At 62.7% G+C, this 25,043-nt stretch carries 30 protein-coding genes and 2 riboswitches; of the genes, 25 read left to right on the plus strand and 5 right to left on the minus strand.

Going from position 1 to position 25,043, the window contains the following annotated elements:
• Positions 1–12 precede the first annotated feature (12 nt).
• A riboswitch (Fluoride riboswitch) is annotated at positions 13–86 on the minus strand.
• 105 nt (positions 87–191) lie between these two features.
• A riboswitch (Fluoride riboswitch) is annotated at positions 192–254 on the plus strand.
• Between the two features lie 79 nt (positions 255–333).
• Genes crcB through SR3_RS18225 form a run of 7 tightly spaced genes read left to right on the plus strand, consistent with a single transcriptional unit; the run spans position 334 to position 5,500 of the window.
• A complete protein-coding gene (gene crcB, locus SR3_RS18195; protein ID WP_245653976.1) occupies positions 334–735 on the plus strand; it encodes a fluoride efflux transporter CrcB in 402 nt (133 codons plus the stop codon).
• Between the two features lie 4 nt (positions 736–739).
• Positions 740–1,558, plus strand: coding sequence for a universal stress protein (locus SR3_RS18200; protein ID WP_084455694.1), 819 nt, complete (start codon positions 740–742; stop codon positions 1,556–1,558).
• 3 nt (positions 1,559–1,561) lie between these two features.
• Positions 1,562–2,173 (plus strand): 2,3-bisphosphoglycerate-dependent phosphoglycerate mutase, encoded by a 612-nt coding sequence (locus SR3_RS18205; RefSeq protein WP_068089463.1) that lies wholly within the window; start codon positions 1,562–1,564, stop codon positions 2,171–2,173.
• Between the two features lie 10 nt (positions 2,174–2,183).
• A complete protein-coding gene (gene eno / locus SR3_RS18210) occupies positions 2,184–3,470 on the plus strand; it encodes a phosphopyruvate hydratase (RefSeq protein ID WP_068089467.1) in 1,287 nt (428 codons plus the stop codon).
• A 55-nt stretch (positions 3,471–3,525) separates the two neighbouring features.
• Positions 3,526–4,068, plus strand: a complete 543-nt coding sequence (locus tag SR3_RS18215; protein WP_068089471.1) for a Chromate resistance protein ChrB — start codon at positions 3,526–3,528, stop codon at positions 4,066–4,068.
• A 39-nt stretch (positions 4,069–4,107) separates the two neighbouring features.
• Positions 4,108–4,698, plus strand: a complete 591-nt coding sequence (locus SR3_RS18220) for a cation transporter (RefSeq protein ID WP_068089474.1) — start codon at positions 4,108–4,110, stop codon at positions 4,696–4,698.
• 1 nt (position 4,699) lies between these two features.
• Entirely contained in the window at positions 4,700–5,500 is an 801-nt protein-coding gene (locus tag SR3_RS18225) for an endonuclease/exonuclease/phosphatase family protein (RefSeq protein WP_068089477.1), read from the plus strand.
• Positions 5,501–5,705: 205 nt separating this feature from the next.
• Here SR3_RS18225 and SR3_RS18230 read toward each other — a convergent pair whose 3' ends face one another.
• The 4 genes from SR3_RS18230 to SR3_RS18245 all read right to left on the minus strand — a co-directional run bounded on the left by SR3_RS18230 (position 5,706) and on the right by SR3_RS18245 (position 8,947).
• The gene (locus SR3_RS18230) at positions 5,706–6,026 is read right to left on the minus strand and encodes a single-stranded DNA-binding protein (RefSeq protein ID WP_068089480.1); all 321 of its coding nucleotides are present in this window, start codon (positions 6,024–6,026) and stop codon (positions 5,706–5,708) included.
• A 231-nt stretch (positions 6,027–6,257) separates the two neighbouring features.
• Positions 6,258–7,124, minus strand: coding sequence for a DUF7146 domain-containing protein (locus tag SR3_RS18235; RefSeq protein ID WP_084455699.1), 867 nt, complete (start codon positions 7,122–7,124; stop codon positions 6,258–6,260).
• Between the two features lie 200 nt (positions 7,125–7,324).
• Positions 7,325–8,311 (minus strand): helix-turn-helix domain-containing protein, encoded by a 987-nt coding sequence (locus SR3_RS18240; RefSeq protein WP_068089483.1) that lies wholly within the window; start codon positions 8,309–8,311, stop codon positions 7,325–7,327.
• Between the two features lie 195 nt (positions 8,312–8,506).
• The gene (locus SR3_RS18245) at positions 8,507–8,947 is read right to left on the minus strand and encodes a hypothetical protein (protein WP_174549163.1); all 441 of its coding nucleotides are present in this window, start codon (positions 8,945–8,947) and stop codon (positions 8,507–8,509) included.
• A 202-nt stretch (positions 8,948–9,149) separates the two neighbouring features.
• Here SR3_RS18245 and SR3_RS18250 point away from each other — a divergent pair, with 202 nt between their 5' ends.
• Both SR3_RS18250 and SR3_RS32820 read left to right on the plus strand, forming a co-directional pair.
• The gene (locus tag SR3_RS18250; RefSeq protein ID WP_068089486.1) at positions 9,150–9,413 is read left to right on the plus strand and encodes a helix-turn-helix domain-containing protein; all 264 of its coding nucleotides are present in this window, start codon (positions 9,150–9,152) and stop codon (positions 9,411–9,413) included.
• Between the two features lie 180 nt (positions 9,414–9,593).
• Positions 9,594–9,806 (plus strand): hypothetical protein, encoded by a 213-nt coding sequence (locus tag SR3_RS32820; protein ID WP_407668178.1) that lies wholly within the window; start codon positions 9,594–9,596, stop codon positions 9,804–9,806.
• On the opposite strand, the gene SR3_RS18255 is transcribed toward SR3_RS32820, so the two are convergent.
• The gene (locus tag SR3_RS18255; protein ID WP_084455695.1) at positions 9,714–10,295 is read right to left on the minus strand and encodes a helix-turn-helix domain-containing protein; all 582 of its coding nucleotides are present in this window, start codon (positions 10,293–10,295) and stop codon (positions 9,714–9,716) included. The genes SR3_RS32820 and SR3_RS18255 overlap by 93 nt on opposite strands.
• A gap of 236 nt (positions 10,296–10,531) precedes the next feature.
• Between SR3_RS18255 and SR3_RS18260 the strand changes: the two genes are divergently transcribed.
• From SR3_RS18260 to SR3_RS18335, 16 genes are all read left to right on the plus strand, one after another.
• Positions 10,532–11,326 carry a lysozyme family protein gene (locus tag SR3_RS18260; protein WP_245653977.1) on the plus strand — a complete coding sequence of 265 codons (795 nt, stop codon included), beginning with the start codon at positions 10,532–10,534 and terminating at the stop codon, positions 11,324–11,326.
• Positions 11,323–11,697 carry a hypothetical protein gene (locus SR3_RS18265; RefSeq protein WP_068089492.1) on the plus strand — a complete coding sequence of 125 codons (375 nt, stop codon included), beginning with the start codon at positions 11,323–11,325 and terminating at the stop codon, positions 11,695–11,697. The genes SR3_RS18260 and SR3_RS18265 overlap by 4 nt, the downstream gene beginning before the upstream one ends.
• A complete protein-coding gene (locus tag SR3_RS18270) occupies positions 11,694–12,290 on the plus strand; it encodes a lytic transglycosylase domain-containing protein (protein ID WP_068089495.1) in 597 nt (198 codons plus the stop codon). The genes SR3_RS18265 and SR3_RS18270 overlap by 4 nt, the downstream gene beginning before the upstream one ends.
• Positions 12,287–13,504, plus strand: coding sequence for an LPD7 domain-containing protein (locus tag SR3_RS18275; RefSeq protein WP_068089496.1), 1,218 nt, complete (start codon positions 12,287–12,289; stop codon positions 13,502–13,504). Before SR3_RS18270 ends, SR3_RS18275 begins: the two co-directional genes overlap by 4 nt.
• A gap of 5 nt (positions 13,505–13,509) precedes the next feature.
• On the plus strand, positions 13,510–13,854 hold the full coding sequence (locus SR3_RS18280; protein WP_068089499.1) for a TrbC/VirB2 family protein: 345 nt from the start codon (positions 13,510–13,512) through the stop codon (positions 13,852–13,854).
• A 1-nt stretch (position 13,855) separates the two neighbouring features.
• A complete protein-coding gene (locus SR3_RS18285; protein ID WP_068089502.1) occupies positions 13,856–14,188 on the plus strand; it encodes a type IV secretion system protein VirB3 in 333 nt (110 codons plus the stop codon).
• Entirely contained in the window at positions 14,181–16,547 is a 2,367-nt protein-coding gene (locus tag SR3_RS18290) for a VirB4 family type IV secretion/conjugal transfer ATPase (protein ID WP_068089505.1), read from the plus strand. Before SR3_RS18285 ends, SR3_RS18290 begins: the two co-directional genes overlap by 8 nt.
• A gap of 1 nt (position 16,548) precedes the next feature.
• The gene (locus tag SR3_RS18295; protein ID WP_068089507.1) at positions 16,549–17,274 is read left to right on the plus strand and encodes a type IV secretion system protein; all 726 of its coding nucleotides are present in this window, start codon (positions 16,549–16,551) and stop codon (positions 17,272–17,274) included.
• A gap of 3 nt (positions 17,275–17,277) precedes the next feature.
• Entirely contained in the window at positions 17,278–17,523 is a 246-nt protein-coding gene (locus tag SR3_RS18300; RefSeq protein ID WP_068089510.1) for a hypothetical protein, read from the plus strand.
• Positions 17,524–17,585: 62 nt separating this feature from the next.
• Positions 17,586–18,641, plus strand: coding sequence for a type IV secretion system protein (locus tag SR3_RS18305; protein ID WP_068089605.1), 1,056 nt, complete (start codon positions 17,586–17,588; stop codon positions 18,639–18,641).
• Between the two features lie 65 nt (positions 18,642–18,706).
• Entirely contained in the window at positions 18,707–19,048 is a 342-nt protein-coding gene (locus SR3_RS18310; protein ID WP_068089513.1) for a membrane lipoprotein lipid attachment site-containing protein, read from the plus strand.
• A 15-nt stretch (positions 19,049–19,063) separates the two neighbouring features.
• Entirely contained in the window at positions 19,064–19,741 is a 678-nt protein-coding gene (locus SR3_RS18315; RefSeq protein WP_068089515.1) for a virB8 family protein, read from the plus strand.
• Position 19,742: 1 nt separating this feature from the next.
• Positions 19,743–20,795, plus strand: a complete 1,053-nt coding sequence (locus SR3_RS18320; protein WP_068089518.1) for a TrbG/VirB9 family P-type conjugative transfer protein — start codon at positions 19,743–19,745, stop codon at positions 20,793–20,795.
• A complete protein-coding gene (virB10, locus tag SR3_RS18325) occupies positions 20,776–22,056 on the plus strand; it encodes a type IV secretion system protein VirB10 (protein WP_068089521.1) in 1,281 nt (426 codons plus the stop codon). Before SR3_RS18320 ends, virB10 begins: the two co-directional genes overlap by 20 nt.
• Before the next feature lie 3 nt (positions 22,057–22,059).
• The gene (virB11, locus tag SR3_RS18330; RefSeq protein ID WP_068089524.1) at positions 22,060–23,082 is read left to right on the plus strand and encodes a P-type DNA transfer ATPase VirB11; all 1,023 of its coding nucleotides are present in this window, start codon (positions 22,060–22,062) and stop codon (positions 23,080–23,082) included.
• A 15-nt stretch (positions 23,083–23,097) separates the two neighbouring features.
• Positions 23,098–24,975 (plus strand): type IV secretory system conjugative DNA transfer family protein, encoded by a 1,878-nt coding sequence (locus SR3_RS18335; RefSeq protein ID WP_068089527.1) that lies wholly within the window; start codon positions 23,098–23,100, stop codon positions 24,973–24,975.
• Positions 24,976–25,043 lie beyond the last annotated feature (68 nt).

The following is a 25,043-nucleotide window of genomic DNA, read 5'->3' on the forward strand; positions in this document are numbered from 1 at the left end:
TTGCCGTTAAGGCAACAAGTAGGAGTCATCAGCCTTGCGAGGCAGTTCGGCGCGAGAGCCCGGCAGAATCCATTACCGTGGCCGACGATATGCCGTTGGGAAAATGCCCTGTCAACGCCCGGAGATGCCACAGGAAGGAAAATGCAAAAAATTCATCCTTGCGGAAACCAATGGCGATCCAGTACGTTGCGATGACTGATGGGGATGGAGTTCCCCCGATAACCGCCGCAAAGGCTGATGACTCCTACCTTGCGTCAATCTTGATGCGGGTAGGCTTGCGTCCGGGCCTCCCGCTGGGAGACTTGTGATGAAGCCTGCCGTGACTGCTCTTCCATGCTGATGACCTCGATCTGGATCGCCATCGGTGGCGCGCTGGGCACGCTGGCGCGCTTCTGGCTCAATCTGCTGGTCACGGCGCGTCTGGGTGAAACGATGCCCTGGGGCACCATCCTCATCAATGTGACCGGCTCCTTTGCTATTGGCCTGTTTGCCGCGGCGACTGACGCGCATGGGCGCTTTCCGGTCTCGCCCGACATGCGCCTGTTTCTGATCGTGGGCCTATGTGGCGGCTATACGACCTTTTCCTCTTTCAGCCTGCAAACCATCACCCTGTTTGAAACCGGCGAGGGTCTGCGCGCTGGCGCCAATGTCCTGCTCTCGGTCTTCCTGTGTCTCATTGCGGTCTGGGTCGGGCTCAACGCGCCCGAAGGCCTCGAAAAACTCATAAGGAAATGATGCCATGAAACTTCTGGCCATACTCGTGGGCGCGGACGGCACCGCTGCCTGTCTCGATGCTGCCACCACCCTTGCTCGCGCAGCCGATGTTCCCCAGATCGAGGCGCTCAATGTCGAGGTCGATCCTGAAAGGCTGGTCGCCGCCAGCGAGGAAATCGACATCCAGCGCCTGCGCGAGAGTCATGAAGGAAGCGCCCAGCAGCGATCGGCCGCCGTCCACGCCGCCTATGCCGCCTGGTTTGCCGATGCCCATGAGGATGCCGCCAGGGTCGAATGGAAATCAGTAGTCGGCGCAGAAGCCGAGACCGTGAAGGCCGAGGCGGCGCAGGCCGATGTTGTGGTGATCGTTATGGCGCGCGAGGGGAGCATGGACGGCTCCGATGCGCTTGAGGCCGCGATCTTTGGCTCCGGCAAGCCCACGCTGCTGGTTCCCGCCGACTGGCGCGCAGGCAAGCGCAAGCATTTCGATCATGTGGTGGTCGCCCTGAGCAACACCGAGATCGCCGAGCACGCCATTGCCGGGTCGGCCACGATCCTGCGTAAGGCAACGCGGGTGACAGCACTGCGCATCGGGAGCGAGGATGATCCGGCGACCGGCCTGATCTCCGACATTGAGGCGCTGGGCATCACGCCCGAGCTGCATATCGTCGCCCGGGGCGAAGGCGACCTCGGCGAGCAGATCGCCAGCGAAGCGCAGGCTTTGGGCGCGGATCTCATTGTGGCGGGCGCCTATCGTCATGGGGAGATCATTGAATGGCTCGCCGGCGGTACGACCCGGCATTTGCTGGCGGCCGCCAAATTGCCGCTGCTGCTGGCCCACTGACCGATGCGGTTGATCCTGGTAGGCCATGGGCAAAGCACCGCCAATGCCGCAGGCGCTTTTACCGGCGGCGATGATGTGGCCCTGACCCGCAAGGGGCAATCAGAGGCCGAAGACACCGCCCGCCGCCTCCATGAGGCCGGACTGGTTCCAACGCGGATCTTCTGCTCGCCCCTCTCCCGCTGTGTCCAGAGCGCATCGATCATCGCGAAAGGCCTCAGCTTGAAGCATCTTACGCCGGCTCCCCTCCCTGGGCTGCGCGAGCGCGATTACGGTCAGCTCACCGGCATGAATAAGGCCGATGCGGGGCAGCAATTCGGCGCGGCACAGGTGCGGATCTGGCGCCGCTCCTATGCCATTGCGCCGCCCGGCGGCGAGAGCCTGCGCGATACCGCCGCCCGCGTGCTCTGCGCCTATGTGACCGACATTCTTCCTGCCGTACTCAGTGAAGGCCCGGTGCTGGTCGTGGCGCATGGCAACAGCCTGCGGGCCCTGGCGATGACGCTGGACGGCCTTAATGCCCGCCAGGTCGAAGACCTGGAGATCGCGACGGGGCAAGCCCTCGTCTACACGCTCGCTGCCACCAGTCGCATCGTTGCACGCACCACCCTCATCTAAGGAATACCGCATGCCGACCATCGCCGATCTGTGCGCTCTTGAAATCCTCGATTCTCGTGGCCACCCGACCTTGCAGGTGACCCTTCGCCTTGATGATGGAACCTGCGCGAGCGCCTCCGTACCGTCAGGGGCATCGACTGGAGCCAATGAAGCTGTCGAACTGCGTGATGGCGATCCGGCGCGTTATGGCGGCCTGGGCGTGCGCAAGGCCATCACCCATGTTGAGGGCGAGATCGCTACGGCGCTGCGCGGGATGGCTGTCGATGACCAGGAGACAATCGACCAGACCATGATCGATCTCGATGGCACTGACAACAAGGCAAGGCTCGGCGCCAATGCCATCCTGGGCGTATCGATGGCAGCAGCCAGAGTGCGGGCCAAGATCATCGGGCTGCCGCTCTACGCGAGCCTGAGTGATCGCGGTGGCCGGCAACTGCCCATGCCCTGCATGAACGTGCTCAACGGCGGGAAACATGCCGACAGTGGCCTCGACTTTCAGGAGTTCATGATCGTGCCGGTCGGCGCGCCCAGCTTTGCCGAGGCAATGCGCTACGGATCTCAAACCTACGGCGCCTTGCGCAAGATCCTGCATGATCGAAAGCTGGCAACTTCGGTGGGCGACGAAGGCGGCTTTGCCCCCGCTCTGCCCGACAATGAAGCCGCCTGCGAGGTGATCGTCGAGGCCATCACCGCCGCCGGCTTCCGACCGGGCGAGGATGTGGCGATCGCGCTCGATCCCGCAGCCTCCTCCTTTGGCGGCGATGGCAGCTACAATCTCGAGCGCTCAGGCAAAGGCCATCTGGGCCGCGCTGCCATGCTGGCGCTCTACGGGCGATGGATCGATGCCTACCCCATCGTCTCAATTGAGGATGGCTTTGCCGAAGACGATTGGCAGGGATTTCAAAACCAGATGACGGCGCAGGGCGACCGCATTCAGATTGTGGGTGATGATCTGCTGGTCACCAACCCGCGCTTCATTGCCAGGGCCATCGAGCAGCGCGCCGTCAACGCCCTGCTGGTAAAGCTCAACCAGATCGGCACTGTTACCGAAGCGATCGCGGCCACGCGCATGGCGCAGCAGGCAGGCTGGGCCGCCATGGTTTCGCATCGCTCAGGCGAAACAACCGATGATTTCATTGCCGATTTTGCTGTGGCTTTAGGCGCGGGACAGATCAAATCCGGCGCGCCATGTCGGGGGGAGCGCCTAGCCAAGTACAACCGGCTGATGGCGATCGAGCGCGAGCTTGGCAATGCAGCCAGCTTTGGCAGTCCGTTCTCCCGGCAGGTCGCACAGTGAAATTAATCGCTGTGAATATTTGACATGTAACTACCGCTACATCTATATCCGACTCATGACGACAATCTCGTGGATACTCCTGACGTATAAAGTCCCCGCTGAGCCGGCTCGTGGCAGGGTCGGCGTATGGCGCAAGATCAAGGCGATGGGCGCGGTTTATCTCCAGAACGGGGTGTGCCTGCTGCCACGCACCGACGATCATCTGCGCCGCCTCAAGATGCTGGAGCATGAGATCGCCTCCCTCGAGGGGGAGTCGGTGCTGCTCGAGACCATGGGACTGGACACGGCTCAGGAAGAGAAAGTGATCGCCCGCTTCCGTGCCGACCGCGACGAGGAGTACCGGGAATTTCTAGGAAAATGTGCCGACTTCGAGGCTGAAATCGCCAAGGAGACGGCTGACGAGCATTTCACCTATGCCGAGCTTGAGGAAAACGATGAGGACCTCAAGAAACTGCGGTCCTGGATCGCCAAGATCACCAAGCTCGACTTCTATGGCGGGCATTTGAAGGACGAAGCCGCCAGGCGCCTCGCCCAGTGTGAGGTCCTGCTCGATACCTATGCCCGCCAGGTCTTCGAGGCGCAGGACGAAAACCGATAGGCTGTCCGCCGGGCAGCTCATAGCCAAAGGGATTGTGCGATGACACAGCCGGACGCGCGCCTGCGCGATGCCGTGGCGATCGTTGCGTTCGCCAACTTCACCTATTTCGGGGTTGAATTCACCGTTGCCCAGCTGATCGGCTCGGTCTCCCTCCTGGCCGACAGCGCGGACTTTTTCGAGGACGCTGCTGTCAATCTGCTGATCTCTGCTTCCTTAGGCTGGTCTCTCAAACACCGCGCCCGGGTGGGCATGTTCCTGTCTTTTGTTCTGCTGCTCCCTGCTTTGGCCTTTCTTTGGACGCTGTGGCACAAATTATCGGCGCCTGTCGTCCCCTCTCCTCTGGTTCTGGGTCTGACGGGCGGAGGCGCGCTGGTTATCAATCTGGGCTGTGCCTTCCTGCTCGCCCGCTATCGCCATCACGCCGGCAGTCTGACGCGGGCGGCCTTTCTCTCGGCGCGCAACGACGTGCTGGCCAACATCGGCATCATCGCGGCAAGCGGGATCACCGCCCTCACCCTGTCGATCTGGCCCGACATCATCGTGGGGTTCGTGATCGCCTGGCTCAATCTCGATGCCGCCAAGCAGGTCTGGACAGCGGCACGGTCCGAACATCTCAGCGCGGAGGCATGACATGCGCATCATGAGCTACAATACCCTGTTTGGCGGCTTCGACGGCGCAGACGACACCAGGGCGCGCCTACAGCGCGACATCATCCGCGAGGCTGCTCCTGACATTCTGTTGATCCAGGAACTTAAGGGTTTTCTCGATGATGGCAGCGCCCGTCTTTACGATCTGGAGCGCTCACTCGGGTTGCGCGCCTTGGTGGCGGCTGCCCCGAGGACCGGTCAGAACGTGGGCGTGATGGTGGCTCCCCACGTCGACATCCTGTCCTTTGAACCCGACTCAGCGCATTTCCACCACGCGGCGGCAAGGGCCAGTCTGCGGGTGCCGGGCCTGGACGCTCCGCTCACGGTCGTCAGTGTTCATCTCTGTCCGAACGGCACGCCGGTTCGCCTGCGCGAAGTAAGCTATCTCTACAATGATGCCGACGCGAATGGACTGGCCATCGTGGGAGGAGATTTCAATTCTCTGGCACCGGGCGATCCGGAGCCGACCGATCTCGATAGGCTGCCTGCCCATTTTCGGGCGCGCTACGTCGACCTCAATGGCTGGATGGATCGCAGCCCGATTGCAACGCTGCTTCAGGCAGGCTTTGTCGATCTGGGCGCATCGATCGGTGACCGCCGCCGCACTGTTCCTGGTGCCGGTTTTCCCGCAACCGAATTTGTAGAGTTCAGATCAGACTATCTGCTGGCCTCTCCCAAACTGGCAGCCATGGCTATGATTTATGGGACGGTCGACCAGAAGACCGCCGGCCGAGCTTCCGATCATTATCCTGTCTATGCCGACTTTTTGCTCGACCAACCATGATGCTGACCGTTGATATAGACGCTCTGGGGGAGACCGTTCTCAAAGGGAATCTGGTCAGCTGACCCTCGGCGCGCCGCTTTGATTGCATGCTCAATATGGTCGCCCCACCGGCCAAACTACATGGGAGGGTCGTATTGACCTTAGTCTGGCCGGTGGAACATCGAAAACTCAATTGCGGCAAAAACGCAGATCGGCAGTAGGGTTCCTACTGTTCATTCGCCGCCCTTGCCAGCACGGAAAAGCTGTCAACAATCAACTCTGTGCGATAGGCAGCCTCGGTTCCCTCCCCATGGCTGCTCTCCCGGACCCGTCCGGTGATATGTACAAGGTCGCCCTTTTCGACAGCCTCCATCTGCTCACGGACGTTGGAAAAGCCCGTTACGCTGTTCCAATGCGTGTCGGTCTTCCACCCTTCCCCGTCGCGCCGGTTATAGTTGGACGCCACCTGCACATAGGCAACCTTATCGCGCAGCGTGATCTTGCCGATCCGGCCGATGATCCGAAATTCCGCGATGTTCTGGGGCATGTGCGTCTCCATGGGTTGTGGATGATGAAGGCGGCAGGGGCCGCCCAACCGGCGCTCCCCGCCATAGTGGCGAGCGCGCAATCGCGGCTAGGCCGCCGCCAGCTCGGCAGACCGAAGCAGGCACCAACCGCGCGCAGTCCCCACCCGGTGCCGACGTTGCCCGCAGGGCATCGTGCTGGTGGATCATGACGAAGATGATGATCGCCCCGCCGCCAAGAAGCGCACGAGCCCTCACGCGCGCGGCGCCAGCCTAGCCATAAGCGCGTCGTTCCAGTCGCCGCCTGGCGGCGGCGGAACGATGTCGAGCGTCCGCCCGTTAGCGGTCAGATTTTCACGCCCGCGCTCGATCCCTTTGGCCGCGGCCTTGCCATGCTGCGAGTAGATCGCCACGCGCCGAACATGGTCGGGGATGTAGATCTCGCGGTAGCGCTCGACGCCGCACACCGCCGCGCAGCCGGGCAGATCACATAGGTCCATCGCGGATTGGGCATCCTCAAAGCCTTCGGCCAGATTCATGGTCTCGTCTGGCGGTGTGCCGAGTTGGATCACGCTGCCATGCGTGTCGCCCAGCGTCCGTTTCGCTCCATCGAGGCATCGCGCTTTCTGTCCATCCGGGTCGAGAAAGATCCGCAGCAAAGCGCGCAGCAGGGGGCCCTCATACATGGGCAAGAGCAGCGCCGGCAGGCGGAGCTTGCGCCCGCCTTCATAAGTCAGAGCCGACGGGGTGAAACGCGCCGACGGCACACCGCCAATACCACGCCGTTCGAGGTAGAGTTGGCCGGGAGTTCCGGGCGTTGCCCGCGCCATGCCCCAGATGCTCGCCACCAGCGGCATCAGGTCGCGTGGCGGTTTCTCTGGTTCAACATTTGCGCCGCGCACCGAAGGATTGAGCCGCAGATCCCGCAGCGCCGCCAGGATCGCATCTTGTTTGCAGCCCGCGAAGCAGTGGAACAGCACAGCCTGCCGGCCGGGCGTCACCGAGAGCGAGGCGCGCCCATCTGCATGAGCGGGGCAGCGCACCATCCCATGCTTGCGGTGCCATGTGCCCTTCAGATCTCGAACGATCTGGCGCGCGGCGGTTTCCGGCGTGTTGGTCATGAGTCCCGTATACAATATAGACCAAGTGGGACGCCAGCGGTTTTTGCGCCATGCCGTCGCTTTGCTCCCTCTGGGGAGCATTCCGGCGCCGTAAGGCGACGGTCCCGACCTCAAGGTCTGCGCTGGTTTGGCGAGCAAAGTCGCCGCTTTGCCGATAGGTCGGCCCGTCAGGGGGTAACGCATGGGCCGACCAGGCCCATTCAACCTTTCTCGCTTTTATAAATTAAATTCTTATGGGGAGGAGGAAGACCATCATGACACTCACGGGCGTAGTGTTCGGCGGCCACACGGCGATCAAGGCGCAGGCCTGCCGCAATGAGGTGTGCGCGCGCTGAGGCACACGCTGGCATCGACCGGGCGCGCTCGGCGGGCAACAGGGACGCAAGCATGCTGGCATGGTCCTCTTCCGCACTCGCGCGGCGCGCCTGTGCATCGTCCGGGATCGGCACGAACAGGCCCACCAGCTTTTCCAGCCATTCCGGCAGATGGAAGCGATAGAGGTTTGAGGTCTGGGTCGATCGCGCGCCAACCTCGCTGTCACGCTCATAGACAAAACGCCTGATCCACTCGATTAATCCGATGTCGGCCAGGGTGCGCAGCGAGCGATAGACGGTACTGCGGGACAGGCCCGTCCACGCCATGATTGTCTCATAAGCCGGGATGCACCAGCCTTTGCGGAATTTCTCATTGTCGAGAAGTTCGGTGAGGATCTGCTGACACGAGGGCGTGTAGCAGACCAATTTTTGCTCCCGCTCACTCAGCACCTGGCTGCCAGCCCTCGCCTTGCATGCCAGCGCGCGGCCGAGCTGCATCGCCCGTTTACCCGCTATCACGAGGCGCGCGCGCATCTTTTGGGACAGGCGAGAGGCGAACTCGGCCTCCTCGTCGCTCCCCGTCTGCACGCTTTGCGCCCAGACTGGATTACGGGTGATGTGAAGGCTCCCCTTCCCCCGGCGCCGCTGCGGTGTGGCGGCCAGCACCTGTGCATGCGTGATCTGGCCAGTTTCCCGCTGGACAGCCTCAAGGCCGCAAATGACGCGCAAGGGGAGAACAGGCGCCCCTGCCTTGCGCTGCGCTTCCTGAAAATTGAGCGCCATGCGTATGTCTGCTTCGGACACACCTTGCCCCCGCAGCCCTTCGATCACTGAATCTGCCGGTGATGCCGGCGTTCTCAGGGTAAGCTCCATCGTTCGTCCTCTCATGCGAGAGGCCGTCAGCAGACACAACTTTTCCGTGGCGCGGGCGCGCACCCTTGAAGAAAGCGTCGGTTTCGGCTAAGAGGAAGGTGTTGTTAGAGCCAGAAGGCAACCGTGCATCGTTTGGCGACGATGCCTCTTAACTTCATGGGTGCCCGGCCTTGTGCCGGGCATTCGTTTATGTGCTCACGGCCCATCCTTCCTTCGGTTGGAAACATCTGCCACAGGCGCTCGCGCGCCGCATGGTTCCGCAATCGCAAGGGTGAGTTGCGCCTCTCGGATCGCGAGATCCTCGCCAATTTCGGCAAAGATCAGCTCGAAGGCCCCACCCAGGCTCATGCTGCGAAAACGCGCCTGCACGGCCTTCACAAAATCGATCAATTCGAGTCCGATGATGGGCGAGATCCAGCGATAGTGCGTGTCAGGAGAGGCCGCCGCTCGCTCTATAAAGCGGTCCGGCTCGCTGCTCGACATGACTGCGGCGATGACGCGCGTGACAATGGCGTCGCGCGAGCGGAGGCGATAAAGTCGCTTGAGCCTATCGATCTGAGCCAGCGTTTGGACTGATACAGCCATGTTGAGATTGCGGTTTCCGGCAGCATAGAGACCGGACCGTTGCTGCTGCACCAACTCCTTGACCGTCAGAACGGGAGTCTTGGATCGAGGTCTACCCATGACGCTCAGGGTAAACGGCAGTCTCTGTAACTGTCAATTAATTGAGACTTCCTCGCTGTAAAACAATTTATTTTGCGCCCACGCGCCCAGCGCCCTATGTTCGGCGCTGTTTAGCGAGGCTGCGCCGTTGCGGTCACCCAAGTCCGAGTACCCGATGACCAAAATCTTGCGTCTGGACGATGTGGTCCAGCCTGAAGCTGTTCGTTTCGGCGCGCGCCTTAAAAAGCGCCGGGAAGAGTTGGGTCTCACGCAGCCGCAGCTTTCTGAGCAAACGGGCATCACCGCTGCCTACATTTCGACGGTCGAAAACGCCAAAGCCAATCCGACCCTCGATATGATGGTCAGGCTGGCCAAGGTCGTGGACCTTGAAGTTTGGGATATGATCCGCCCCCAGCCTGATGCGAACGAAAATCAATAAACCGATCAACCGAATATTTTTCGGGACGAAGCCGTTTGCTGCGGCGCAAACAACCTAAGATACTTTCTGCACAACCCATAAGATGGTCGCACTTTGTCTGGCGTATCGCCGCAGCGATAAGGAGCATGTGTGGACGACGGGGTCGCTTTGCGTCAGAGATTCGGGGAGCGTGCGCGCAGCATGCTCGCCGAACTCGGTCTGACGCCCACGGATCTTGCCACAAGATCTGAACTGCCTGCCAAACGGGTTGAGCATATCCTTGATGGGCGCTGGGTCCGCATCACCCTGCGCGATATGGCGTTAATCGCCAGCGTTCTGGGAACGCCCCTTTTTAGCTTGATGGGGCCGGTTGAGACCACCATCATCGCCGAAGCGTTCGAGATAGCGGAATAAGGTCGAGCGCCCGATCCCCAGCTCTTGCGCCACCGAAGCCGCAGTAGCGCCTGGAGCGCTCAGTCTTTTGCGGATCGCCGGCATTTGCTCAGGCTTGATGACGGGCTGGCGCTTTTTCTCAGGGTTCGCTTTGAGGGCGTGTAGGTGCCGATAGTGCCTTTCGAGACCGGCGAGCAAAAGCGCTGCCGGTGCCGAGCCTGGCTCAATGACAACACCTGCGGCAACGACCTCGATCGTCACGCCCTCGCTCAGCAATTTGGTGAGCGCGCGTACCATCATGTCTGTCGTAAGAGAGATGCAGTTGAAATCATGGATTTTGACGCGATCACCAGCCTGAAGCGGTGAACCGGCCTGGTATAGCAGATCGCTGAGTTGGGCCAAACTCTTGTTCCCGGCGAAGACAGCCAAATCATCTGGCCCAAGCCCTTCTTTTTGCTCTTCCAACGAGGCAGAGCCCGGCGCTTCGGCGAGAAAAACAACGGTGGTCAAGCACAGGCCCTCATTATTGCGCGGACCTAGCGACGATCGGTCTCGCGGGATGGCCCATCTTCTAAGCGAGACATTGTGGCGCAGCAACATGCCCTGAAAGGGTCAGGCAACGCATGTTCCGCAACTGATCTCTTCCCTTGCACAGGTGGTCGATCCCTCTTGCAAAGACAGTCTACATACGTCACCTGTTAAACGGGACTGTTAGACAGGGCGAACCGATGCTTCCAGCGGGACTCTTGGCGAAGGCAATTCACCTCTGCGCGGCGGGGATGATCGCCGCTGGTGTACCCGCTCCTGCCAACGAAAACTTGTACGTTATCAACGTCCATGCTGGGGCAACCTTGCGTCAGCAACCGACGAATGCCGCTGATGCGGCAGCCACAGTCCGCGATCTGCTGGCGCGCGGCGCTGATTTCGAAGCGGGGCCGCTTGGTATCAATGGGCGGGACTTTGAGAGAGACGGGGTAACGCCCGCGTCGGTCTTCAGTCCCTGCGTGCTGGGTCATGTCGAGGCTGATGCTCCGATAAGCTCGGAAACAGGATTGCCTGCGGTTTCCGACGTGGTCGCCCTAGTGCGCCAGGCGTTCGGCGCGCGGATCACCGATACCGTCCGCCCGATGAACGCCAGCTACGGCGCGCTGCATAGCTGGCACAAGGTCGGCCAGGCCGTCGATTTCGTGCCTGCCGGTGGGGTCATGACGATCAACCGCGAGCAAATCCGCACTTTGATGGCCGCTCATGGCATTCGCCTGCTTGAGCTGCTCGGGCCCGGTGATCCTGGACATGCCAACCACTGGCATGTCGCCTTCGCCCGCCCAGGCCAAGCCATTGATCACACCGGCGTACAGGAGGGTGACGAAGACTGGATCGTCGCGCCGCCGCAGCCCGGCACCCTCCCCGTCACGTCCATCACCAAGGCCGATGCGCCCTCCGCGCCCGCTCCGGCCCTGCATCTTGCCGCCAAAGCGCCGCCTGCCTGGGACGTGTTTGCCTCGGCCCGGTGGCGCCAGTCCCAAGGAGATGGATCATGACATCGCGTTTTCTCGGCAGACTTACTGGTGTGACCGGAGCCCTCGCCCTTATCGGGGCTGGGATCGCCACAGTTTCGGCGCCCCAACAGGCCCGCGCGTCGGATTGGGGATGTCAGGTCATCCTTTGCCTCGCCACTCCCGGCTCCCCCACGAAATATGCCGAATGCGTTCCGCCCATTCTCAAGCTGTGGCGCTCGCTGTCCTTCCCGACATGCTCTGAAGGTGGCGTGGCCACCGCCACACGCAAGATCAAGGACGGCTATGTCCTGCAAGTGGTGAACCCCGACGGTTCGGCCTCCAGCTACACGGTGAACACCAAATATCAGACTGTCACAAACAACAATCCCACGGTGGGGGCCACCGCGCCGTGATCTATGATCTGGCCATGATCGCGCAGCTCGCCCAGCGCTGCGCCCCGGAGGTGGCCACCGAGGCGGTGGTGCCGCTGGTCGTGACGGAGAGTGCGGGCAACACACTTCAGATCAACGTCAACAAGGGGCCGCGCGTGCAGGCCGCGTCAGTCGCCCAGGCCGCAGCACTCGTCCGCCGCTATATGGCGGCGGGCTACACAGTTGATGTCGGCCTCGCGCAGGTGAACTCCGGCAATTTCGCCCGCCTTGGCGTTAGCGTCGAACAGGCCTTCGAGCCCTGCACCAATCTGCATCTCGCTTCACAGGTGCTCCAGGAGGGGTATGCGCTGGCAAGCCGCAGCTATGCCGGGCTCGACGCGATTTCCGCGACTTACTCGCTCTACAATTCCGGCTCCATGACGCGCGGGCTGCGCAATGGCTATGTCCGCCGCGTCTGGGCCAATGCCGCCGTAACCGGGGCGGTCGCCGCCGCCCCTTCCCTCCCCGTCACACCACCTTCCGGCAGCAAGGCCAATCTGCCCGACGCCCAGGCAGCCGATAGCCCGCGCTGGGTGGTGGGACAGATCGACGCCAGCGTTGAGGTGTTCAAATGAGCGCAGAGAACAGCATCGCCCCCACGGGGAAAGAGCGAGAAGCCCCCGAAAATGCGGGCGGCGTCAAGATCCCCGCAGATCTAGCGGCGCGCTATACGGTCAGAACGGCCGAAGCTGTTGAGGGGCAAGACGCGCGCATCGGCTTGTTCCTGCCTCGAGACCGCAAGAACCCTGTGATCGAAATCACAGGAGAGCGCGTTGTCGCCCGGAAAGAGGACGCAGAGACCGTCGCCAGTCTGGTGAAGCTCGCAGAGCACAATGGCTGGGAAAAGGTGGATGTCGAGGGCTCGGAGAAATTCCGCAAGGCGATGTGGGCCGCCGGCACGCGCGCCGGTCTGACGGTCAGCGGTTATGAACCCAGCTTCGCGGAACAGGAGCAGGTTGCAGCCCAGCGTCGGGAGGACACGCTGCGCCGCGAGCGCGAAACGGCGCGGCAATCGACAGACGAAAATCGCCTTGTCGTTCAAGAGAACGTGGAGCGGACCGTGGAAGTTGCGGAAGCCGCCGGCGAGATCGCCCGCGATCGTGCCACCAGCGCGGCGCCGCAAACCGATCAGGCAGCTGCCCGGGAAACCAACGAGCCGCCCGCGCCGCTGGAGCAGGCCGGGCGTTACATGGTCGACCAGTGGGACGTTCGCAAACAGGCGTCGGTCGTTCTCGGATACACCAACAGCCCTGCTTTGGCGGTGGCCCATTTCAGCGGCGAGACGAACACCTCGATCACGGATACGCAGTCCGGGAAAACGCTCGCCACCTCCGATTGGGTCAACGATGGCGCCGATGAACGAAAGAAGCTGACCCCGGATCTGCACCGTCTGGTCGGGCTGGAAGCAGCGGCGCAGCAAGCTGCACCCGTCCGCGAGCAAGGGCCCCAGGTCGAGCCGGAAATCCGTGCATCCCGCGCCGAGCAGGAACGCCGCACGCCCAGCGGCGCGCGCAGCGAGGGGCAAGAGCTCGCCGAGCTGTTCCTCAATGGCAGCGCCCAGAAGCAGGCCGACGATCCACGCCTCGCCAATGCGCTCAAAGCCCAGGAAGAGATGGAGCGCCACATTGCCGAACTGTTCAAAGGCGATGCCCCCCGCATCGACGCGGCCAATCTCGAAAGCCGCCAAATGATCTCGGACGTGCTGCGGCGCGGCCTGGATGTCTCGGTTCGTGAGCCGACACCTGTTCGCCAGATCGAACCTGTCCACACCCCTGAAATGGAAAGGTGATTGCCATGAAAAGGTCTTTGAAGGTTTCCAGTGCCGCCGCGCGGCGGATCATGTCGGACCGCCGCGCGCGCGATCTGATCGGTTTTGCCGGGGCCCTAGCCCTCGTGACGCTCGCCCAGCCTGTTCTTGCCCAGAGCGGCGGCACCTCGATCGAGACGGGCCTTTCCACCATCAAGACGTGGATGACCACGATCGCCTCCGTGGTTGGCATCATCGCCATCATGGCGGTGGGCTATGCCAAACTCACGGGCCGCATGGATTGGGGCAAGGCCGTCACGGTACTGGTCGGCATCGGCATCATCTTCTCGGCCACCACCATCGTTGGCTGGATGGGCGGATCGAGCAGCTAAGATGGAAAAGATCGCCGAAGACAAGGTGTTCCTCGCCCTCACCCGGCCATCGGTGTTCATGGGATTGCCGCTTGAAGCGATCCTGCCGATCATCATGGCGTCCATGGCCTTCTGGGGGGTGATGCATAACCCCTTCTTCCCCCTCGCCATGTTCGGGGCGCTCTACTTCCCGGCGCGCATGATCGTCCATTACGACTACAATGCGTTCCGGCTGTGGGGCCTGTGGTTCCAGACCGTCTTCCTGTCGAAAAATCGCAAGTTCTGGGGGGGCGGGAGCTATGCTCCCGTTCGCCTGGCGCCCGGCGTCAAGCGGAAGCATTTCGGCAATGACTAGGTTCCAGCTCCTGCACAAACAGGTGGCCTTGCGCGAGGCGGATGACATCAAGTTCATCCCCTACACCCGTCATCTCAATGAGACGGTTGTGGCACTGGAGGATGGCTCCCTGATGCGGATGTACCGCGTCGATGGACGCCCCTTCGAGACCTGTGACATCGCCGATCTCAACACCTGGCACAACAAGCTCAACATCGCATGGCGCTCGATCGGTGACGATCGCGTAGCGGTGTGGACCCACCTTGTGCGGACCGCAACCGATCCAGTGCTCGACGGCTCTTTCCACTCGGACTTCGCCCGCAAGCTGCAAGAGCGCTACGCTGAGAGGCTGAAGGACAAAGTGCTCTATCACAACGAGTTTTACGTCACGGTCGTCGTGCGGCCCTCAAACATGGCGGGCGATCAGGTTTCCCGCCTGTTCGGCAAGCGCCAGCCCGGCACCGAGATCGACAGCCGCGCCATGGTGATCATGGAAGACAAATGCCGCGATTTTGAAAGCCTGATGGCCGAGACGAACCCGGAACGCCTATCCCTCTACGATCACAATGGCGTCCTGTTCTCCAAGCCGATGGAGGTGCTGCATTTCATCCTGACGGGCGACCGCATCCGGGTGCCCCTGCTGGACGGGCGGCTCGGCCAGGCCCTCTACAGCTCGCGCATCGTCTTTGGGCAGGAGGCCGCCGAGATCCGGCTCCCTCACAAGAGCCATTATCTCGGCATGTTCGGCGTGCGCGAGTATGTCGCCACCACGCGCAGCGGCCAGTTCAACAGTCTGCTGACGCTCGACTTTCCCTATGTGCTGACCCAGAGCTTCGCGCCGCTGGTCAAGTCGATCGCCAGCGAGCGCTTCACCAAAAAATACAAGCAGATGGTGTCATCCGACGATGCCGGCGTCAGCCAGGCCGAGGAGCTGCTCGACGGCGTTGACGATCTTATGGCCAACCGCTTTGTGATGGGCGAGCACCACCTCTCGATCGCCGTGATGGACGAAGATCCGCGCCGCCTGCTCGATCGTCTCTCGATCGCCCGCGCGGCGGCGGCCGACACCGGCATGGTGATGGCGCGCGAGGATGTGGCGCTGGAGGCCGCCTTCTGGGCGCAGCTTCCGGGCAACTTCAAACTGCGGGCCCGGCCCGCCGTCATCAACAGCCGCAATTTCGCGGCGCTCTCGCCCTTCTACACCTTCCCCGCTGGCCGCAAATCCGGGAACCATTGGGGCGATGCCGTGACGTTGCTCAAGACGCGCGCGGGTTCGTCCTTCTGGTTCAACTTCCACCGCGCCGACATCGGCCACACGCTCATCATCGGCCCGACCGGCGCGGGCAAGACGGTGCTGCAAAACTTCCTACAGGCCCAGCTCGAAAAGACGGGCGCCAAACAGGTCTTCTTCGACAAGGACCGTGGCGCCGAGATCTTCGTGCGCGCCTGCGGCGGCACTTATCTCTCGCTGCGCAATGGCGAGCCGACCGGCTTTGCCCCGCTCAAGGGGCTGGAGCCGACGCATGACAATATGGCCTTCCTGCGCCAGTTCATTCGTGTGCTGGTCCGGCGCGACAGCCGACCGCTCACGGTCGTGGAAGAGCGGCTGATCGATGATGGCCTCGATGCCGTGATGCGTCTTCCGGCGGCCTCCCGCTCGATCGGCGCGCTGCGCGAGATGCTGGGCTATGCCGATGCGGAAGGGATCGGCGCCCGGCTCGAACGCTGGTGCCTGGGCGCGCCGTTAGGCTGGGCCTTCGACGGGTTGGTCGATGAGGTATCGATGACCGCACGCTTTGTTGGCTTCGACATGACCGATTTCCTCGAAAACCCGGAAATCCGCACGCCGATGATGCTCTACCTCTTCCACCGGGTGGATGAGCTGCTGGATGGCCAGCGGGTAGTGGTGGACATTGATGAGTTCTGGAAGGCTCTTCAGGATGACGCATTCCGGGCCTTCGCGCAGGATGGCCTCAAGACCTTCCGCAAGCGCAACGCCTTCATGGTCTTCGGCACGCAGTCGCCTGCGGACGCGCTTCGCTCCTCCATCGCCCATTCCATCATCGAGCAGACAGCCACCAAGATCCTGCTGCCCAACTCGGACGCGAAGCACTCGGATTATTGCGAGGGGCTGGGCCTAACCGAGGCGGAGTTTCGGCTGATCAAGGAGGATCTGACGCCGGAGAGCCGCTGCTTCCTCGTGAAGCAGGGGCATACCTCCATCGTGGCCAAGCTCGATCTGGGCGGGATGCGCGATGAACTGTCCGTCCTGTCAGGCCGCGCGGAAACCCTGTCCGTCATGGAAGATGCCATCGCCCGCGCGGGCGACGATCCTGCGGCCTGGTTGCCGCTCTTTTACGCGAACGAGAGGAGAAGCTGAGATGAAGCGGATACCCATCACGCTGCTGATTGCCATGCCAGTTGCGCTGACCGTCAATGCCGCGCCCGCCACCGCCCAGGGCATCCCGGTCTATGATGCCTCGGGCTACCTTCAGGCCCTCGCGACGGTGAGCAACACCGTCAAGATGATTGAGCAGGGCGCGACCCAGATCACCACCATGTCCAACCAGCTCCAGTCCCTGCAAAAGCTCACCAACGTCAACACCCTCGCCACCAGCCTGATCGATTCCACGGTGCGCAACATTCTGCCCAGCACCGCGATCGATGCGACCACGTTGCTGGCCGGGGATCTGTCCCGCCTCGGATCGCTTGGATCTCAGGCATCACAGATCCAGGCACGCTACACGATCTCCGCCTCGTCTTCGTCCAGCGCGGACGCTGCCTATAATCAGGCGCTCCGCGACATCACCGGAACAGCGGCCACCACGGCGGCGCTTGGTCAAAACACGCTGAGCATCACTCAGACCCGCATGCAGGGCCTTGAACAGCTTCGTACCCAGCTCAGCAGCGCCAAAGACCCCAAGGATGTGATGGACCTTCAGGCCCGCATCGGGGTCGAACAGGCTCAACTCCAGAACGATCAGATCAAGTTGCAGGCCATCCAGATGGCACAGAGCGGACAAACGCAACTCGCGATCTCAACAGCCGAGACAAGTGCCGCGCGCAATGCCAGCAATTTCTACGATGCCAACACATTGAGGAAATGATTCATGCGCAAACTGTTTGTCCTCTGCCTCGCCCTTGCCGCCTGTGGTTGTGAGAAGAAGGCCGCTGAAGCGGTCGCGGTGCCCACCACCGCGCAACTCATGGCTGACAACCAGCTTCTCAGCACCTGGCAGGGCAAGTGCAACACGGGAGAATACAGCCAGCTCCCGGCGGCCGAGAAGGACAATATGTGCTTCACCACGCGGGAGGCCACGCGCTCTCTCGCGGTCAAAAAGATGAACGGCATCTAGGGGCTCACAGCTCCAGGCCCTAGCGCGAGGTCCGCCCCATGGCGTCCAGCTCCGTCAACATCATGGTCTTGTTCACGACCATGTATGGTTACATCGAATCCGCGATTGCCTCCGCCGTATCGAGCTTCGGATCGGGCCTCGTGAGCTTCGTGGCCGCCCCTTTGGGGCTGGCCGCGACCATCTACTTCCTCTTGCTCGGGTTCGCTGTTTTGCGCGGCGCCATCCAGGCGCCGCTACGCGAGCTGGTATTTCAGGCAGGCAAGGTCGGCTTCGCGCTCGCGGCCGCCAGTGCCGTCGGTTATTCCACCTTTGTCGTCAACGTGGCGACCAACCTCCCCCAACAGATCATCGCCGCCGGATCGGGAACGGCTGTCACCAACCCCGGCACCACCTTTGACACCTATGTCTCCGACACGGGCAAGCTGGCCTCGCGAATGGAGAAGGAAAACGCCGTCATCCAGGCGATGCCTTCTCAGGGCATCACCGATTTTCGCACGCCTTTGATCCAGTTGAGGGCCGCGCTGGTCACCTACGCCTGCATCGCAATCCTCTACGTCTTTGCGTTCCTGTCGGCTGCCGTGGGGTTCTGCATCGTCATTTTCGCCAAGCTAGCCGTCTCAATTTGCGTTGCACTGGCACCGCTGGCGCTAGGCTGCCTCCTGTTCAATTCATCGCGGTGGCTGTTTGATGGATGGCTACGCCAGACCTCGAACTACATCCTGTTGATGGTCGTCATGGCGATCATGACCAAATTCATTACCGGACTTCAGGAAGCCTCGATGGATGGCATCATGGGGGCGATCGGGGATGGCTCCAATTTCCTCCTGACCGAGGGCGACATCTCCGAACTCAACACCGGCATGATGGTCGTCTCCACGGTCGCCTGCTGCGCGATCTACATCGTCGGCACGATCTTCTTTTTCCAGTCGCCATCCATCGCCTCGGGCATTGCCGGGGGCGCCTCCTCTGGTGGGCACGCCTTCCTTCAGACAGGCATGAATCTGGCGGCCAACCGCCTGATGTTCCGTCGCCTCGCCGGTGGGGCTGGCGCCGGGCGAACTGGCGCCAGCGGTGCCGCCGGGGGGAGCGTCTCGCGCTCCCGAACGGGCACCGGCTAACCCGCCCGGGGCAGCACAAGACTTTCGGACTGGCCGTCACAGGCGGCATATAAAGGACGATACTCATGAAACGCCTGATTTTCGTGGCGTTGGGCACGGCTGTGCTCAGCGGATGCACCGGGACTCACATCAAGCCGCCGCCCGTCTGCGACGGCAAACATCGCCGCCCGGCCAATCTCTATGGCACCATCCTGCCCAGCCTCCCGGTGCCTTTGCCACAGTCGCAGGCCCAGAGCGAAGGTCACGGACAATCCATGGTGGCGCCGCCTCCCGCGGTCGAGCCCCCTGCCCCAGCGCCGGAAAACGGTGGGCCTCTGCCTGCGCCGGATCAGGGCGGGACGGACGCCCCTCCATCGGCGCCCCACACATCCGCGCGCGACATCGCACGCTCCTACACCCGCTGCTGAGGAAGGGATCTGACCATGCGCGCGGTAAGAACCGAGGATAAAGAGCAGTATCTGGAGACCGCCCGGACCTGGGAATATGACCGGATGCGCTCTGCCATCCAGTCACGGCGGGTCGCCTGGACGGTGGCGGGGGGCGCCTGCGCGCTAGCCGTGGTCTCCATCGCCACAATAGCGATGCTGATGCCGCTCAAGACGGTCGTGCCCTATGTCATCCGGGTCGATCGCTCGACCGGCGAAACCGAGATTGTCACTGCCCTCAAGGGCCCCCAGCCCCGTACCTATGATGATGCAGTGAACCGCTATTTCATCGCGCAATATGTGCGGCTGCGCGAGGGCTGGCTCAACGACGCCGCGCGCGAAAACGCCTATACCGTGATGCTGATGAGCCAGCAGGCGGAAAGTGGACGCTATCTGGCGGGCGTGGAATCGAGCAACAAGAACGCGCCATCGAACGTCTATGGCGAGAAGGGCTATGTCTCGATCTCGATCCGCTCGATCAGCTATCTGAGCCCCACCGTCGCCCAGGTGCGCTTCAGCAAAATCATCACGATGGGTCAGAACACGCCGGTCGCGCAGAACTGGAATGCGATCGTCACCTTCAAATTCACCACGGCCCCCGAGCACGAAAAGGATCGCACCATCAATCCACTCGGCTTTCAGGTCGTGAACTATCGCAGCGACCCGGAGGCCTGACATGAGCGAGGAGCCCCATATGCCGCCGCCGGCGCCGGAAGCCGAGCAGCAGCCCGCCGAACGGAAGGTCATCCCCTTCCTCCCCGCCCTTCGCCAGAAGCTCGGCGACCGCTTGTCGCCACCCGCCACCAAGCTGGTGGTCACGCCAGCGGGCGCCCAAAGCCGTTTCTGGCGCGGCTTGGGCGCCATCTGGCACAGACTGGTGTCGCTTTCGCTCGTTGGGGCCATCGCCTTCACGCTGCTGCCCCACACCGCCTTCGCCGCGCAGACCCCGGCCCCGGGCGTGAAAGACACCCGGGTGCGCAATGTGGATTATGACCCCGATCAGGTTGTCTCGATTGTCGGCCACTTCCGCCATGCCATCGAGATCGAGTTTGGCCCCGGCGAGACGGTGACGCAGGCAGCTTTGGGCGACACGGTGTCCTGGCAGATCGCCCCGGTCGGCAACATCGTGTTCCTGAAACCCCGTGAGAAAGCGGCAGGAACCAACCTCATCGTCATCACCAATGCGGGCGGCATCACGCGCACCTATCATTTCAGCCTTGTACTCGGCGCCGAGGCCACGATGTTCGGGGTGCGCTTCCATTATCCAGAGCAGGAGCGCGCGCAGGCCGCAGCGCAGGCGAGGGTCGCCACCATTCAGGCGGCCAAGGTGGTCGAGAGCACCGTGGTCGCCTCGGCGCTCGATCACGCGGTGATCGAAGGCACCCGCAACATGAAATACACGGTGCAGGGCGACAGCGCGCTCCAGCCCACCGAGATCTCCGACAATGGCGAGTTCACGGTGCTGCGCTATCCCGGCCATGCCGACATCCCGTCGATCTTCGCGGTGGACGTGGACGGGAGCGAGACCATCGTGCCCTATGATGTGCGCGAGGATTTCGTCGTCATCCACGCCGTCTACCGCCAGCTCCGCCTCCGGCGCGGCAACACTGTGCTGTGCGTCTACAATGAAGGCGCCCCGCGCAATGAGCGCGGCGACCGAACCGGCACCGTCTCCAATGTCGTCGAACGCAAAGTGAAGGGACCGCAAGATGACCGAACCCGTCCTTGATCGCGGCGGCGCCATCGGCCCTGCCGGCCATGCCGATGCTATCCCGGCCCAAGAAGCTGACAGCGCAGTTGCGCGCAGTGGTGGCTGGGGTAACATCGCCCTCATCGGCGCCGGGGTTGCGCTGCTCGGCACGATGGGCGGAATCGCCATCGGCTATGGCGCCTTCCACCATTCGGGCGGCAGCAAGGCAGCCGAGCAACCGGCCAAGGCGAGCGAACGCTCGGTTGACGATGTGATGGCCGCGCCAAACGCGCAGCGTGCGGCGCTGGCCGGGCAGCTCGGCCAGCCCAATGCGCCGCAGACTGACATCTTTGGGCGCCCGATCGCGCCGAAGCCCGGCCAGCAGCCAACCGACGTAAACGGAAATCCGTTACCCCAAACTAACGGTCAACCGTCACCTGCCCAGCAACGCGCCGCGCAGGAACGCTCCATGGCCGATGCCGCCCGGCGCTCCCCGATCATGGCCTTTGGGTCCAGCGGCCAGACATTCGGTGCTTCTCCCTCGGCCAGCACGCCAGCGGCGGGCGCCTCGCCGCAGGGTCAATCCATGGTGGCACCGCAGGATTTCGGGGCCAGCGGGTTCGGGCCGCCCAGCGGGCGCGAAGGGGCTACCACACCCCCAACGGGCAAGGGCTCGACCGATTTCAGCGACCAGCTCGGGCACAGCACCATCCAGACGGTGCGCGCCACCGTGATCCCCGATCGCAGCTTTCTCCTGAGCGCCGGCACGGTCATCCCTTGCACGCTCCAGACCGCCATCAACTCGACGCAGGCCGGCTTTGTCTCCTGTGTCATCAACCATGACGTGTTTTCGGAAAATGGCCGGGTGGTCCTGCTCGACAAGGGCACCAAGGTGCTGGGCCAATATTCGGGCGGCATCACACAGGGCCAGGCGCGCATGTTCGTGCTCTGGACCCGGGCCCTGACGCCGCGCGGGGTGTCGATCGATCTGGGATCGCCCGCCGCCGACAGCCTCGGTCGCTCCGGCGTCACGGGCGGGATCGACACGCAGTTCTGGGCGCGCTTTGGCGCCGCTCTGCTGATGTCGGTGCTGGAGGATGCCTCCAACATCGCGGGCCGGGCCGTGGCAGGCCAGGGCACCTACACCGCCGAGGTGCCCTCGACCATGGGCCAGACCGTCCTTCAGAGCACCATGAACATCCGCCCGATCCTCAAGAAAAATCAGGGAGACACCGCCGCGATTTTTGTCGCCAAGGACTTCGATTTCCGGTCGGTCTATGATGTGCAGTTGAGGCGCTGATCCATGCCCACCCTCGGCACCTCGGCGATCTACGCGCACAATGCTGCGCCTCTGGAGCCCTTCCTCGCCCGCGGCGATGTGACAGAGCTGGTCATCAACGAGCCGGGCTGGATCGGGGTGGAGACGCGGGCGGGATGGGAGTGGCATGAGGCCCCGTCCCTCGATCATGCCAGCCTGATGACGCTGGCCAAGCTGATCGCCGGCCTGACCAAGCAGGACATCACCTCCGAGCATCCGATCTGCTCCTCGGTCCTCCCGGGCGGCGAGCGCGCCCAGGTCGTGATCCCGCCTGCCGTGGAATTGGGCTTTGTATCGATCACGATCCGCAAGGCCTCGGGCGTCTCCATGGACATCCATGATTTCGAGCGAGCAGGCCTGTTCAGCGAAGTCCGTGCCCATGGTATCGGCGAGGAGGTCGATGCCGCGCTGCTGGCCCATCGCGAGGCAGGCGACTGGAAGGCCTTCTTCACCCTCGCCGTCGAAGCCCGGAAAAACATCCTGATCTCCGGCGCCACCGGCTCGGGCAAGACCAGCTTTTCCAAGGGGCTCATCAAGCTGATCCCCGATTATGAGCGCGTGTTGACCATCGAGGATACGCGCGAGCTGATCGTGCCCCAGCGCAACCACGTCCATATGATGTATGCCAAAGACGGCAAGGGCCTCCAGAAGGCCGGGGCCAAGGAGCTGCTGGAATCGGCGCTGCGCATGCGGCCTGACCGCATCCTCCTCCAGGAGCTGCGCGACGGCACGGCCTTCTTCTACCTGCGCAACGTCAACAGCGGCCATCCCGGCTCGATCACCACGGTCCACGCCAACACCGCCGAGGGCGCGCTCGAACAGCTCACCCTCCTCGTCAAGGAATCCGAGGGCGGCAACGATCTCGACCGCCATGACATCCGTGCCCTGCTGCGCTCGCTGGTCGATGTTGTCGTTCAGATGCACCGCATCCCGCCCGGCGAGGGCAAACCGGCCCGCTACCGCATGACGGAGGTGTGGTTCGATCCGGCCGGCAAACCCCGCGACTAACGAAAGGATCTGCCCATGGCTGGCAAGATGGTTCGCAATCCCGGCGCGTCCGAACCGGCCGCCCTAGCCTTCCTTGCCGTGATCGGCCTGCTTGTGAGCCTGGCCGTCGGCGCGCTCACCGTGCTGTGGCGCGCCCATTTGCTGTCTTCCCATACGCCATGGGCCCGGGTGCCGGGCGCCCTCTGGGCGGTACGGTCGCTGCCGATCGTCTGGAAACCGTTCTTCGCCGGCACCGGCATCGCCATGGCACTGTGCCTGATCCTGATCGTGGCCTCGATGTTCAAGAGCCAGAAGCTGCACGGCGAGGCGCGCTGGGCCAACATTGGCGAGACCCGCAAGGGCAACCTGCTGGCCGAGGAAGGGATTTTCATCGGCAAGACCGGCGGCAAGACAATGCGCTTCGGGGGCAGCGAGCATATGATCCTTGAAGCGCCGACGCGCGCGGGCAAGGGCGTCAGCGTCGTCATCCCCAACCTGCTGCAATGGGAGGGATCGGTCGTTGTCCTCGATGTGAAGCAGGAAAACTGGGATCTAACGGCGGGGTTTCGGGCCACCCAGCTCAAGCAACAAGTGCTGATCTTCAACCCGCTCGACAGCGCAGGCCGCACGGCGCGCTACAATCCCTTCAGCTACATCGACCGCCGCGATTCCGTCGTGGTGATCAATGAGCTTCAGAAGATCGCGGCCATGCTGTTCCCCCTTCCGATGAAGGGCGATCCCTTCTGGGCCGAAAGCGCACGCACCGCCTTTCTCGGCGTGGCCGCCTATGTCGCCGCCACGGCGGACGATGGCGATGACGCGCTGCCCTTCACCATCGGCGAGATCTACCGCCAGCTCGCGGCGGGCGATGCCAAGAAGCGCTTTCCCCGGATCATCCGGCAGCGCGAGAAGGATGGCAAACCCTTGTCAGAGGGTTGTGTGTCGGCACTGCGGGACTGGTTTTCAGCCTCAGACAACACCTTCACCTCCATCACGAAATCCGTGACGGCCAAGATCAACCTATGGCTCAACCCCATCGTGGATGCGGCCACGTCGCAGAGCGATTTCGATCTGCGGGATTTTCGGGACAAGCGGATCTCGCTCTATCTGGGCGTCACCCCTGACGATCTGGAGCGCGTGGCTCCCATCTATAATTTGCTCTTTCAGCAGCTCATAGACCTCAACGTCCGCTCGATGCCCGGTGGCGGGCGCCACCCGGTCAAGCTCCTGCTCCTGCTCGATGAGTTCGCCCGCCTCGGCCGGGCCAGCATCATCGCCAGCGGCTTCAGCTATGTGGCTGGCTATGGCATCCGCCTCCTCCCCGTCATCCAGAGCCGCGCGCAGCTGCGCGAGGTCTATGGCAATGAGGTCACCGATGAAATCGCGGCCAACTGCGGGGTAGAGCTGGTGTTCAGGCCGAAGACCAACGCGGAGGCGAAGGAGATTTCCGAGCGCCTGGGCACCTACACCTTCCGGGCGCGATCGCGCTCGATGGGTGGGCGCAGCGGTGGCTCGGTATCAGATTCCGATCAGCGCCGCCCTCTGCTGTTGCCGCAGGAGGTCATATTGATCCCGGAGGATGATCTTATCGTGCTGCGATCGGGCATCCCCCCGGTGGTCGGCCGGAAGGTCCGCTTCTACAAGGACAAGGCGATGGTCGCCCTCACCCAGATCACCACACCGCCCATCCCGCATGTGAAACCTGATCCGAGTGTTGCTCGCAACAGCTTGCGCGTGATCGCAGCGGCTGAAGCGGAGGCCCCATCCTCACCCACCGTCGCCGGCACAGCCTTGCCTCTCAATCCTGTCGCTATGGCGGCAGCCAATGCGGTGCCAGAGGAGAGCAAGGTCGCCACGCTTTTCAATGGCATCCTGAACATCAACCAATTCGCCGATGCTGGCGGTGAATGGTAGCTATATGGTAGCTACCATTCACCGGAGCAATTGGTGGATCGGCGCGCTCTACCAGCTTGGCTACCTTT

Origin of the sequence: Novosphingobium rosa NBRC 15208 (assembly GCF_001598555.1) — a bacterium.
In the GTDB taxonomy this organism is placed as follows: domain Bacteria; phylum Pseudomonadota; class Alphaproteobacteria; order Sphingomonadales; family Sphingomonadaceae; genus Novosphingobium; species Novosphingobium rosa.